The sequence below is a fragment of the Streptomyces sp. NPDC058620 genome (assembly GCF_042717135.1).
Lineage (GTDB): Bacteria > Actinomycetota > Actinomycetes > Streptomycetales > Streptomycetaceae > Streptomyces.
Map to the genome: position 1 here is coordinate 43,838 of NZ_JBHXQO010000008.1, position 11,720 is coordinate 55,557.

Below are 11,720 nucleotides of genomic sequence, written 5' to 3' on the forward strand. Positions count from 1 at the left end.
GCGACGGTACGCAACCTGCCCCACCGAAAGGTGGATTAGTCGCACTCTTTTGTGTAATGGCGCGTCGACTCCCCTTGCTGAAAGGCTTTTTCGCACAGGTCAGCCCTTATCGAGAGGACCGTCAGATGTCCGTTGGTGAAGAGGTTCGCGACACGCAGGTTCCGCCGCAGCAGAGTCTGGGCACGGCGGCCGCGCGGAACCTCGCAACGACTACCAAGTCCGCGCCGCAGATGCAGGAGATCACCTCTCGGTGGCTGCTGCGCATGCTGCCGTGGGTGCAGGTCCAGGGCGGCACATACAGGGTGAACCGCAGGCTGAGCTACTCGGTCGGCGACGGCCGTGTGACCTTCGTGCAGACCGGCGACCGGGTCGGTGTGATCCCCGCCGAGCTCGGCGAACTGCCCGCGCTGCGGGACTTCGGCGACGAGGAGGTACTGGCCGAGCTGGCACGGCGCTGCGAACAGCGTGATGTCGAGCCGGGGGAGGTGCTGGCGGCGTCCGGGGACGCGGCGGACCGGGTCTTCCTGCTCGCGCACGGCAAGGTCGAGAAGATCGGCACCGGGCTCTACGGGGACGAGACGGTGCTCGGAGTCCTCGCGGACGGTGCGTATTTCGGTGACCATTCCCTGATCGACGGCGACGCCAACTGGGAGTACACGGCCCGCGCGGTCACCGCCTGCACCTTGCTCACCCTGCGGCGTTCGGACGTGCTCAACCTCGCGGCCCGCGCGGACTCGCTGCGCGATCACCTGGCGGGGCTGCTCTCCATCCCGCACCAGCGCACCAACAACTACGGCGAGGCGGCGATCGATCTCTCCGCCGGCCATGTCGGGGAGTCCGTCGTCCCGCACACGTTCGTCGACTACGAGTCGGCGCCGCGTGAGTACGAACTGAGCGTCGCGCAGACCGTGCTGAAGGTCCACAGCCGGGTCGCCGACCTCTACAACCAGCCGATGAACCAGACCGAGCAGCAGTTGCGGCTTACGGTCGAGGCGCTGCGCGAGCGCCAGGAGCACGAGCTCATCAACAACCGGGAGTTCGGACTGCTCAACAACTGCGACTACGGCCAGCGCATCCAGCCGCACGACGGGGCTCCCGGCCCCGACGACATGGACGAGTTGCTGTCCCGCCGGCGGGGTTCGAAGCTCTTCCTCGCCCATCCGCGGGCCATCGCCGCCTTCGGGCGCGAATGCAACAAGCGCGGCCTGGTGCCGGAGAGCGTGGAGGTCGGCGGTCACCACGTGCCCGCCTGGCGCGGGGTGCCGATCTTCCCGTGCAACAAGATCCCCGTCACCGACGCCCGCACCACGTCGATCATCTGCATGAGGACCGGTGAGGCCGACCAGGGCGTCGTCGGACTCCAGCAGAGCGGCATCCCGGACGAGATCGAGCCGAGCCTGTCGGTCCGCTTCATGGGCATCGACGAGCAGGCGATCATCTCGTACCTGGTGACGGCCTACTACTCCGCGGCCATCCTCGTGCCGGACGCCCTCGGCGTGCTGGAGAACGTAGAGGTCAGCCGCTGGCGGTGATCCTTCGGAGGGCCCGGACGGGGGCGTCCGGGCCCTCCGCCCCGTCACACCGCACACATCCACCGGGGTGGCCGGCCGCGGCGGCGGCCGGGCACCCCGGTGGAGCCCGATGGGCGACCTCAAGAGGAGAGACCGTGACCATGACGAGTACGGACGCCGCGACGGAAGGCCACGAGGCCGCAGTTCTCCTGGAGCGCACCCGGAGCGCCGTCGATCCGCATCTGCGCTCAGCCGTGGAGTCGTTGCCCGGAGGGATACGGCGGGTCGCGATGTACCACTTCGGCTGGGAGAACGCGGACGGCAGCCCCGCCTCGGGGCAGGCGGGCAAGGCCATCAGGCCCGCGCTCGTCCTCGCCGCCGCCCGCGCGGTGGGAGGGGACCCGGACCGAGCGGTGAGGGCCGCTGTCGCCGTGGAGCTGGCGCACAACTTCACCCTGCTCCACGACGACGTGATCGACGAGGACGCCACCCGGCGGCACCGGCCCACGGCCTGGGCGGTCTTCGGTGTCCCGGACGCCGTGATCACGGGTGACGCCATGCTCGCCCTCGCCCAGCGACTGCTCGCCGACGACCCGCACCCGTCCGCCGCGAGAGCGTCGGCACGGCTCTCCACCTGCGTCATCGAGCTCTGTGCCGGCCAGCAGGCCGACTGCGCCTTCGAGGAGCGCGGACCGGACGACATCTCGCTGGACGAGTGCCTCACCATGGCGACGGCCAAGACCGGTGCCCTGCTCGGGTGCGCCTGTGCTCTCGGCGCCCTGTACGCGGGAGCGGACGAGCGGGCGGTGGGGGCCATGGACGGCTTCGGCCGCGAGGCGGGTCTCGCCTTCCAGCTCATCGACGATCTGATCGGCATCTGGGGCGATACGGCGCGTACGGGGAAGCCGGTCGGCGCGGACCTGGCCGCCCACAAGAAGTCCCTGCCGGTGGTGGCCGCGCTCACCTCCGGTACCCCGGCCGCCGCCGAGCTGGCCGCGCTCTACCGGGGACCCATGACGACCCCGGGTGAGGTGAGCCGGGCCGCCGACGCGGTGGACCGGGCCGGGGGGCGGGACTGGGCGCAGATCTGTGCGGGGGACAGGATGGCGCGGGCGGTGCACCATCTCTCCCGGGCCGTCCCCGATCTGGCGTCGGCGGGGGACCTGCTGGCTCTCGCGGAGTTCGTCACCCGCCGGAGCCACTGACCTCCCGTGACCGGCCGCCCCGCCCAACTCTAGGATTCCGCAGGACGGTTGAGGTCGGACGGAACTGGGCGGGAGCCGGGCATGGGTGTACGCATACGGCAGGCGGACGAGCGGGACCGGGACCAGGTGGTGGCGATTCTGGAGGAGGCGTTCCACAACGACCCGGTGAGCAGCTGGGTCTTCCCGGACGAGGAGCACCGCCGTGCGGTGCACGGCAGGTTCCTCGGCGTCTTCGTCGACGTCACGCTCGACGAGGGCCGCATCGACCTGCTGGAGGACGGTACAGCCACGGCCCTGTGGCTTCCGGTGCCCGCGGGGGCGCCCGAGGAGGAGGACCCCACCCCCGCGCTGATGAGGGAGACCGCCGACCCGGACAACGAACGGGCCGAACTGGTGGGGAGGCTGACGGGCACCGTCCATCCGCACGACCGCGCCCACGAGTATCTGCTCATGATCGGGGTGTCTCCCGAGCGCCAGGGGGAGGGCCTCGGGGCCGCCCTGATCGACGAGGTCCTTCAGCGGTGCGACCGCGAGGGGGTACCGGCGTATCTGGAGGCGAGCAGCGAGCGGAGCCGCGGGCTCTACGAGCGGCTGGGGTTCACGTTCACGGGCCGGACGGTCGATCTGCCACATGGGCCTTCGATGTGGCCCATGTGGCGTGAACCCCGGTCCTCCTGACGGCGGTCCGGCCGGACCGCGGACAGGTGCGGCCGGGGAGGAACCGGAGGGTGCCACCGAGGCGTCCAAGGACACGGGCTACAGTCCCTGCTCATGACAGATGAGTCGTGGGCAGGCTGGTACCGGGACCGTCACGGTGCCGATGCCGTCATTCTCACCACGGACGGACAGCAACTCCGCATCCGGATCAGAGGTGTCGACTTCGAGGGCGAGAGCTTCGACGGTCTGGGCCCCGTGGCCGGCGTCCCGCCGGAAGGTGCGGAGTTCACCCTGGTGGACGGGGTACTCGACGACTGCGTACTGGAGTGGGACCTCCCGCTCCCGGTTCGCGTGGCCGGCACGGTCCGCCAGGCGACGCTCAGCTGCCTGCTGTCGTTGCGCCGCTCCGACCCGGATCTGGCGCTCGCACTGCACCTGGACGGCGCCGTGTACGAATCGGCCCGCGCGGCAGGTGACTTCGCGGCGGCTCTGGCCACCATCCAGCGCATCCTCCCGGAGGGGATCCGTCTGCAGACCTGTATCGCCTGCGCGTTCTCCGACTACTTCCCGGTTCCGGTCCGCGGGCTCTCCGGCGCCCTTGCCTGCTTCCGCGGCGCCAAGGAGGCATACCGGGGCGCCGCTGACGGCGGCGACGTCGCCGAACTGTGGGACCGGCGCACCGGTTTCGTCCAGGAGATATGGAGCTGCCAGGAGTTCGAGGCGCGGCCGGCGGAAGGCGCGGGCACCGGGCACCGGGGTGCGTTCCCCCTGGAACACGCCTGACCCGCACGAGAGGCACCGGCCTCCGCCACCCCCGCCGCCCGCGGCGACAGCGCCGGACCCGCTGCCCGACAAGGGGCCACTCCCGATCGGGAGCGGCCCCTCGCGTCAGGACTGCGGGGCAGTCCGTCAGGAAGTGGCGCGGGCCAGGGCGGCCGCGAAGCCGTTCTGCCAGAGGTAGTTCACCCGCGAGCGCTCCGCCGCGTTCGGGTAGGCGTTGGTGCAGGACGTGCCGGGACCGCCGCCGGACATCAGCTCGCTGCACGGCCCGGTGTAGTGGTCCGGGAGGCCGAGCACGTGCCCGGTCTCGTGGGACGTGACGCGCGTCGAGTTGTACTGCTGGTTCTGCCGGTAGTCCAGGAAGATGTAGCCGCGGCCGTGCCCGTCGGTGCTCGCGTACGAACCGCGGGAGTCATTGCCCTCGTAGTACGTGAAGTCGGCGTTCGAGCCCTCCTGGAGCCTGACGTTGGAGACCGAGCCGTTCCAGATGCGGGTGCTGCTGGCTATCTGGCTGCGGAAGGTCGGCGCGTTGGCGGCGTTGTAGACGACCGTGACGGCGGCGGCGCCGGGGTTGGCCGCCCGCTTCTCGGCGACGGACTTCATGACGGCCTGGTGGAACGCCCGGTTCGCGGCGGCGTTCTCACTCGATCCGGCGTAGGCGGCATAGCCCTGCGACGCCGTCGACGAGGTGGTGGGGGAGGTGGCGGATGCTGGGTCGGCGGCGGTCGCGGTCGTGCCCAGAGCGGCGACGAGGCCGAGGCCGAGGCCGACGGCAGCCGACACGAAGGAGGTACGGAGATGTCTCATGGGGGGCTCTCCTAGCTGTCCGATGAACCCGTCCGCTGATCGGCGTCCGACGCACCTTCAGGCCGGCCAGGAGGGCGAACCTGTCCGGTGTGCGGACTCGGTACGGGTGCGGTACGGAGAGAGTGTGGGGGCGCGCGGGGCCGCCGCGGATGATGCCAACGGGCGATAGCGCCGCCCTATCGCCGGAATACGGGCCGCACGCGACCACCACACGGCGGCTGCCCCAACAGCCGCTGAATTGCCGCCCTTTGGTGCGGTTGGGACGTCTGGTGCGAGCCGGTACGGCCGCCCTACCCTCGCAGCATGGAGCTTGAGGTGAGGCACCTCAGGGCGCTCTGCGCCATCGCGGACACGGGTAGCCTGCACCGCGCGGCCCGGCAGCTCGGCGTCAGCCAGCCCTCGCTGACGACTCAGTTGCGGCGGATCGAGAATGCCCTGGGCGCCGAACTGTTCCGCCGCGAACGTACCGGCTGCCGGCCCACCCTGCTGGGCGCGTCCGTCCTCAGCCGGGCCCGCCCCCTCGTCGACGGCATGAGTGAACTCGTCAGCGAGGCCCTGGCGGAGGCCGAGGCGGCCAGGGACGGCGGCCCGCTCCTGCGCATCGGCGCCACCGCGAGCCGGGTCATCGGCGGCTGGCTGCGCAGACTCCGGGTCGGACTGCCCGGGACCGACATCTCGCTGCGCGTCGACGTGTCGGCCCACGCCCTGCTCCGCAGCGTCGAGGCGGGCCGCCTCGACGTCGCCTTCGTCCATGAGGTGGAGGGCTCCCCGCTCGCCATCCCCGACGGTCTGCGCCAGCGCGTACTCCTGGACCGGGAACCGCAGTTCATCTCGCTGGCCCGGGACCACCCGGCGGCCGCCTGCCCCGTGGTGGACCTCGGTGACCTGGCCACCGACCGGTGGATGGTCGACCCCACGGTGGACGGCGAGTGGGACGGCGTACGCAGGGTCCTCGGTGCCGCCGGGCTCGACCCGCCCGTCCTGCACGGCGACTACCTCACCGCGGCCTCCCTGGTCGTCCTCGGCGAGGTGGTCGCCCCCTGCCAGCCCACCTCCGGCCCGCGCGAGGACATGGCGATCCGCCCGCTGCGCGACGACCCCCTCGCCGTACGACTGCTCCTGGTCTCCCGGCCGGGGACCGACACGGCCGTGGTGTACGGGGAACTGGAGGCGGCATACCGCGAGGCGGCCCTGGGGGCGGCCTCCTACCACCAGTGGCTGGTGCGCCACCGCAGCCCGCTCGCCCGCACGCCCTGACACGCTGCCGGCCGCCGCGCCCGCCGAGCGCCCCCCGCCGCGGCCCGAGCACGCCGGCCCGGGCGTTCTCCGGTTCCGTACAGCACACACCGCCGTACGGGAGGCGGATTCTGCCCGTAGCGAGGAGCCGTTCCCAACCGGCCACCCCCCATGCACAGTCGCCCGTATGAAGATCTTGATGCTGGGTGGGACGGAATTCGTCGGACGTGCCGTCACCGAAGACGCGCAGGCCCGGGGCTGGGAGGTCACGGTGTTCCACCGGGGCCACCACGCGCCGCCCCCCGGGACCACCGCCCTGACCGGCGACCGCACCGCCGAGGGCGGCCTCGCCGCCCTGGCCGAGGGGAGCTGGGACCTGGTCGTCGACACCTGGAGCGGCGCGCCCTCGGCCGTCCGGGACGCCGCCCGGCTGCTCTCCGGCCGGGCGGGGCACTACACGTACGTGTCCAGCCGTTCGGTGTACGACTACCCCACGCCGGCCGGTCTGGCGGAGGACGGCCCCCTGGTGGAGGGTGCCTCGCCCGACGCCGGCGGGGACGTCTCGTACGCCCTGGCCAAGCGCGGCGGCGAACTGGCCGCACTCGACGCCTTCGGCGACGACCGCGTCCTTCTTGGCCGGGCGGGTCTCATCATCGGCCCGGGGGAGAACATCGGCCGGCTGCCCTGGTGGCTGGGACGGATCGCCCGCGGCGGTCCGGTGATCGCACCGGGCCCGCGGGACGCCGGCCTCCAGTACATCGACGCCCGCGACCTGGCGAGGTGGCTCCTGGACGCCGCGGCCGACGGGCGCCACGGGGCGTACAACACCGTCAGTCACCCCGGTCACACCACCATGGGGGAGCTGCTCGACGCCTGTGTGAGGGTCACCGGCTCCGACGCCGGTCTGCGCTGGACCGACCCGGACACGCTGCTCGCGGCGGGCGTCGAGCCCTGGAGCGACCTGCCGGTCTGGCTGCCCGCCGGGGAGCTGTACGACACCCTGCACCAGGGCGACGTCACCAAGGCGCACGCGGCAGGACTGCGCTGCCGGCCGGTGGGCGAGACGGTCGCCGACACCTGGACGTGGCTCGTCGAGCGGGGCGGCGTGGCACCGCAGCGGCCGGACCGTCCCCAGGTCGGTCTGGACCCGCAGCTGGAGGCGAAGCTGCTGGCCGGCTGAACGGACGGGCCCGCCGAGGGGCCGACGGGGCGGCATTCGCCGCGGCGCGCAGGCCGCGTCGCGGCCCGGGCGGGGGCGGGCCGTTAGCGTGGTCCGATGGCCTCACCGTCTCAGCACCTGCTGCACCTCACCGAAGCCCCTCTCTGGGAGGCGGCCCGCGAAACCGGGACGTACGAGATGTCCACCCGCGGCCGGACCCTCCACGAGGAGGGCTTCATCCACTGCTCGTTGCCCCACCAGCTCCCCGGCGTGGCCAAGATGCTGTACGGGGACGACGACGAGGGCCTGGTGGTGCTGGTCATCGACACCGGCCGGCTCACGGCGCCCGTGCGGTACGAGGTGATGGCACCAGGCGGCGAGGAGTTCCCGCACATCTACGGGCCGGTCCCGGTGGACGCGGTCGTGGACGTGCTCCCGTGGCAACGAAAGGACAACGACCTCCAGTGAACGGCCCCCTCATCGCGGTGACCGGTGCGAGCGGCGCGGTCGGCGGACGGGTCGCCCGGCGGCTCGTCCGGACCGGCGTCCCCGTACGGCTCCTCGGCCGCGACCCGTCCAAGCTGCCCGACCTGCCCGGCGCCGACGCGGCCCCGCCCGCCTCGTACGGTGACGGCGAGGCGATGCGCCGCGCCCTCGACGGCGCGCACACGCTCTTCCTCGTCTCCGCGCACGAGAGCCGGGACCGGGTGCGCGAGCACACCACGGCCGTGGACGCGGCGGTGGCCGTGGGCGTGGAGAGGATCGTGTACGTGTCGTTCCTCGGCGCGGCCCCCGACGCGACGTTCACCTTCGCGCGCGACCACTGGCACACCGAGGCGCACATCCGGGTGGCCGATGTGCGCCGCACCTTCCTGCGCGACAGCTGGTATCTCGCCGCGCTTCCGGCGATGACGGGCGCGGACGGTGTTCTGCGGGGGCCGGGCGGCGACGGCCGGGTGGCCGCGGTAGCGCACGAGGACATCGCGGACGCCGCCGCGGCCGTCCTGCTCGACGAGGGCACCACGCATGACGACGCCACGTACGACCTCACGGGGCCGGAGGCGTTCACGCTCGCAGAGGCGGCCGAGGAACTCGCCCGCCGCACCGGCCGCCCCGTCCGCTACGTCCCCGAGACCACGGAGGAGGCGTACGCCTCCCGTGCCTCGTACGGCGCCGAGGACTGGGAAGTGGCAGGCTGGGTGACCTCGTACGAGGCGATCGCGGCGGGTGAGATGGACACCGTCTCGGACGCCGTACCGGTCCTCACCGGCCACCCCGCCAAGAGCTTCGCCACCTATCTGGACGAGAACCCGGACAGTTACCGGCACTTGCCGGCGGGCAGCTGAGGGACCCCGGGGCGTGCTGCCGGTGCGCCACGTCCCGGGGGCGTCCCGCAGCGTGCGCGCCAGACGCCGGTGGGCGAGCGTGAGCGCCGCCGTCGTGGACGCGGTGAGGTGCACGGCGAGGGCCTTGAGGGATGCCCGGAAACGACCGCACCCGGTCCGCCATGGTCGCCGTTCTCGGCGGCCTGCGGACCGGGTGCGGACACAGCAGGCGATTCGCCCCGCGAAACCGCGGGGCGGGCCGCCTGACCGGTGATCAAGCCTTCTTGGTCTCCTTGAAGATGGCGTCGATCTGGGCAATCAGGTCCAGAGCCTTCTGGCCCGTCGCCGGGTCGTTCGAGCCCTTGGCCGCGGAGAGCGCCTTCAGGGTGTCGTTGACCAGCTGGTGCAGCTCCGGGTACTTCTCGAAGTGCGGGGGCTTGAAGTAGTCGCTCCAGAGCACCGAGACGTGGTGCTTCGCGAGCTCGGCACGCTGTTCCTTGATCAGAACGGCGCGCGTGCGGAAGTCCGCGTCCTCGTTGGCCTGGTACTTCTCCTGGACGGCCTTGACGGACTCCGCCTCGATGCGGGCCTGGGCCGGGTCGTACACACCGCAGGGCAGGTCGCAGTGTGCGCTGACCTTCACCTTGGGGGCAAACAGGCGGGAAAGCATGGAGCTGTCCTTCCTCGTGATCGTCTTCTCAGGTGGGACATTACTCCGTGGGACCCGGGTTTTTGCGGGTGCCCCCATGGGCTTAGGCCAAAAGTCCGGGGTGAGGATGGGACCAGTGGCCGAATGTACGGAGCGCGTGGGTGGCGTGTACTGGAGGACGGACCGGGAGGTGCCAGGGAGATGCCGGGGCTGACACAGGGGCCGGGGCGAGGAAGGGCGGCGCGGGTGCGGTTTCAGGTGGTGGAGGTGACGGGGCCTTCGATGGTGCCCACGCTCTACCACGGGGACTGGCTGCTGGTGCAGTTCGGGGCGCCCGTGCGCCCGGGGGACGTGGTGATCCTGCGGCATCCCTTCCAGCAGGATCTGCTGGTCGTGAAGCGTGCCGCCGAGCGCCGCGGGGCCGGCTGGTGGGTGCTCGGTGACAACACGTTCGCGGGCGGGGACAGCACGGACTACGGGACGGTGCCCGAGGAACTGGTGCTGGCCCGGGTGCGGGCCCGTTACCGGCCGCTGAAGAAGGATCAGAGGTCGGTGTTCGGCGTGCTGGGCTGGGCGGCGTCCGCGCTGAGGCCCGTATCCGCCGACCGCTCGGTCTCCAGGCGCTTGCGGGCCCGGTAGGCGGCCACGTTGGCCCGGGTGGCGCAGCGGTCCGAGCAGTAGCGCCGTGAGCGGTTGGTCGAGGTGTCGAGGTAGGCGTTGCGGCAGGGCGCGGCCTCGCACAGGCCGAGCCGGTCCACTCCGTGCGAGGTGAGGTGGAAGGCGAGGCCCATCACCGCGATCGCGGCGTAACCGGCCGTCGCGTTCGAGGGGTGGTCCGCCAGGTGCATGTGCCAGTCCGGCTTGCCGTCCTCGTCCCGGGTGTCGTGGCCGGAGATCTGCGGGCTCACCGGGAATTCCAGCAGCAGTGAGTTGAGCAGGTCGACCGCGAGGGTCTCGTCGCCGCCGTCGGCCGCCTCGAAGACCGCGCGCAGCCTCGCCCGTACCGACCGGAACCGCGTCACGTCCGCGTCCGTGGCCCGCCGCGCGGCCTGCGCGTTGGCGCCGAAGAGCTCGCGGACGGAGTCGACCGAGGTGAGGGCGTCCTTGTTGCGGGCCGGCTCCTCGGTGTTGACCAGGCGCACGGCGTAGTCCGAGTAATAGGCCAGTTCCACTTGTAGTCCTTACGGCGTCGGTCTAAGGTCGATGCGTCGACCAGTGTAATAGGTGGTCGTCGCAATTGGGTATTACGGGTAGGACGTGGAGGTTCGGGTGACGGACACAGTGACCGGTGCTGACTGGCCGGCGTGGCAGGCGAGCTGGGACCGGCAGCAGGAGTGGTACATGCCGGACCGCGAGGAGCGGTTCCGGGTGATGCTGGACATGGTCGAGGCCGTGGTGGGGCCCGAACCGCGCGTGCTCGACCTGGCGTGCGGTACGGGAAGTATCACGGACCGGCTCCTCAAGCGGTTCCCGAAGGCGACCAGTACGGGTGTCGACCTCGACCCGGCCTTGCTCGCGATCGCCCGCGGCACCTTCGAGGGCGACGACCGGGTCACCTTCGTCACCGCCGACCTCAAGGACCCCTCCTGGGCGGAGCGGCTCCCCTTCGATGCCTACGATGCCGTCCTGACCGCCACCGCGCTGCACTGGCTGCACAGCGAGCCGCTGGCCGCACTGTACGGGCGCATCGGCCAACTCGTGCGGGACGGGGGGCTGTTCATGAACGCGGACCGGATGATCGACGGCGAGACCCCGCGTATCAACGCGGCCGAGCGTGCCCACCGCCATGCCGGGATGGACCGCGCCAAGGCTGCGGGTGTCCTCGACTGGGCCGACTGGTGGGCCCTCGCCGCCAAGGACCCGGTGCTCGCCGCGCCGACCGCCGAGCGGTTCGGGATCTACGGTGAGCACGCCGACGGCGACATGCCGTCCGCGCAGTGGCACGCCCGCACCCTGCGCGAGGCGGGATTCGCCGAGGCGCGCACCGTATGGGCCTCGCCGTCGGACAGTCTGGTGCTCGCGGTCAAGTAGCACGGGCGTGTGGGGTGGTGCGGAAATGCGGACCGATGACGATGCCGCGCTGCTCGCCCGTTTCACGGCCTCCCGGCGCCGCCCCGCGCCGGCTGCGTACGGGAAGAGCTCCGCGACAGCGCCGGTATCCGGGGGCGACCGCTCGCAGGGCCGGCCCGCAAGACGCCGCCGCTCGGCCGTGAACAGCTGCGCACGCTGCTGCTGAGCCCGGAGCTGGAGGCGAAGAAGGCGACGAAGAGGAAGAAGGGGTAAGGAGGCGGGGGCAACGGGAAGGGGGGGGTCCGGACCGAACGCCCGACCGCCCCCAACCCGAACCCCAATAACACCCAGTTAAAGGAACAAAAAGGCACGTGCATGAGC

At 71.7% G+C, this 11,720-nt stretch carries 13 protein-coding genes; 10 read left to right on the plus strand and 3 right to left on the minus strand.

Features of this window, described 5'->3' with window-relative positions; translation table 11 throughout:
* The first annotated feature begins 125 nt into the window (after positions 1-125).
* The 4 genes from ACFWSK_RS11105 to ACFWSK_RS11120 all read left to right on the plus strand — a co-directional run bounded on the left by ACFWSK_RS11105 (position 126) and on the right by ACFWSK_RS11120 (position 4,156).
* On the plus strand, positions 126-1,532 hold the full coding sequence (locus ACFWSK_RS11105; protein ID WP_383783592.1) for a family 2B encapsulin nanocompartment shell protein: 1,407 nt from the start codon (positions 126-128) through the stop codon (positions 1,530-1,532).
* 140 nt (positions 1,533-1,672) lie between these two features.
* The gene (locus tag ACFWSK_RS11110; protein ID WP_383783593.1) at positions 1,673-2,716 is read left to right on the plus strand and encodes a family 2 encapsulin nanocompartment cargo protein polyprenyl transferase; all 1,044 of its coding nucleotides are present in this window, start codon (positions 1,673-1,675) and stop codon (positions 2,714-2,716) included.
* An 81-nt stretch (positions 2,717-2,797) separates the two neighbouring features.
* On the plus strand, positions 2,798-3,394 hold the full coding sequence (locus tag ACFWSK_RS11115) for a GNAT family N-acetyltransferase (RefSeq protein WP_383783594.1): 597 nt from the start codon (positions 2,798-2,800) through the stop codon (positions 3,392-3,394).
* A 93-nt stretch (positions 3,395-3,487) separates the two neighbouring features.
* The gene (locus ACFWSK_RS11120; RefSeq protein WP_383783595.1) at positions 3,488-4,156 is read left to right on the plus strand and encodes a DUF6304 family protein; all 669 of its coding nucleotides are present in this window, start codon (positions 3,488-3,490) and stop codon (positions 4,154-4,156) included.
* Positions 4,157-4,282: 126 nt separating this feature from the next.
* Here ACFWSK_RS11120 and snpA read toward each other — a convergent pair whose 3' ends face one another.
* The gene (gene snpA, locus ACFWSK_RS11125) at positions 4,283-4,960 is read right to left on the minus strand and encodes a snapalysin (protein WP_383783596.1); all 678 of its coding nucleotides are present in this window, start codon (positions 4,958-4,960) and stop codon (positions 4,283-4,285) included.
* 303 nt (positions 4,961-5,263) lie between these two features.
* Here snpA and ACFWSK_RS11130 point away from each other — a divergent pair, with 303 nt between their 5' ends.
* The 4 genes from ACFWSK_RS11130 (at position 5,264) to ACFWSK_RS11145 (ending at position 8,701) form a co-directional block, all read left to right on the plus strand.
* Entirely contained in the window at positions 5,264-6,217 is a 954-nt protein-coding gene (locus tag ACFWSK_RS11130) for a LysR family transcriptional regulator (RefSeq protein ID WP_383783597.1), read from the plus strand.
* A gap of 178 nt (positions 6,218-6,395) precedes the next feature.
* On the plus strand, positions 6,396-7,376 hold the full coding sequence (locus tag ACFWSK_RS11135; protein ID WP_383783729.1) for an NAD-dependent epimerase/dehydratase family protein: 981 nt from the start codon (positions 6,396-6,398) through the stop codon (positions 7,374-7,376).
* Positions 7,377-7,472: 96 nt separating this feature from the next.
* Positions 7,473-7,823 carry a DUF952 domain-containing protein gene (locus ACFWSK_RS11140; RefSeq protein WP_383783598.1) on the plus strand — a complete coding sequence of 117 codons (351 nt, stop codon included), beginning with the start codon at positions 7,473-7,475 and terminating at the stop codon, positions 7,821-7,823.
* Positions 7,820-8,701: an NAD(P)H-binding protein gene (locus ACFWSK_RS11145; RefSeq protein ID WP_383783599.1), complete on the plus strand. Its 882-nt coding sequence runs from the start codon at positions 7,820-7,822 to the stop codon at positions 8,699-8,701. The genes ACFWSK_RS11140 and ACFWSK_RS11145 overlap by 4 nt, the downstream gene beginning before the upstream one ends.
* A gap of 253 nt (positions 8,702-8,954) precedes the next feature.
* On the opposite strand, the gene sodN is transcribed toward ACFWSK_RS11145, so the two are convergent.
* The gene (gene sodN / locus ACFWSK_RS11150) at positions 8,955-9,350 is read right to left on the minus strand and encodes a superoxide dismutase, Ni (RefSeq protein WP_383783600.1); all 396 of its coding nucleotides are present in this window, start codon (positions 9,348-9,350) and stop codon (positions 8,955-8,957) included.
* A 180-nt stretch (positions 9,351-9,530) separates the two neighbouring features.
* On the opposite strand from sodN, the gene sodX reads away from it, so the two are divergent.
* A complete protein-coding gene (gene sodX, locus ACFWSK_RS11155) occupies positions 9,531-9,968 on the plus strand; it encodes a nickel-type superoxide dismutase maturation protease (RefSeq protein WP_383783601.1) in 438 nt (145 codons plus the stop codon).
* Here sodX and ACFWSK_RS11160 read toward each other — a convergent pair.
* On the minus strand, positions 9,872-10,501 hold the full coding sequence (locus tag ACFWSK_RS11160; protein WP_383783602.1) for a CGNR zinc finger domain-containing protein: 630 nt from the start codon (positions 10,499-10,501) through the stop codon (positions 9,872-9,874). The two genes, sodX and ACFWSK_RS11160, sit on opposite strands and share 97 nt — an antisense overlap.
* A 97-nt stretch (positions 10,502-10,598) precedes the next feature.
* Between ACFWSK_RS11160 and ACFWSK_RS11165 the strand changes: the two genes are divergently transcribed.
* Positions 10,599-11,360, plus strand: coding sequence for a class I SAM-dependent methyltransferase (locus tag ACFWSK_RS11165; protein WP_383783603.1), 762 nt, complete (start codon positions 10,599-10,601; stop codon positions 11,358-11,360).
* Positions 11,361-11,720: the final 360 nt, after the last annotated feature.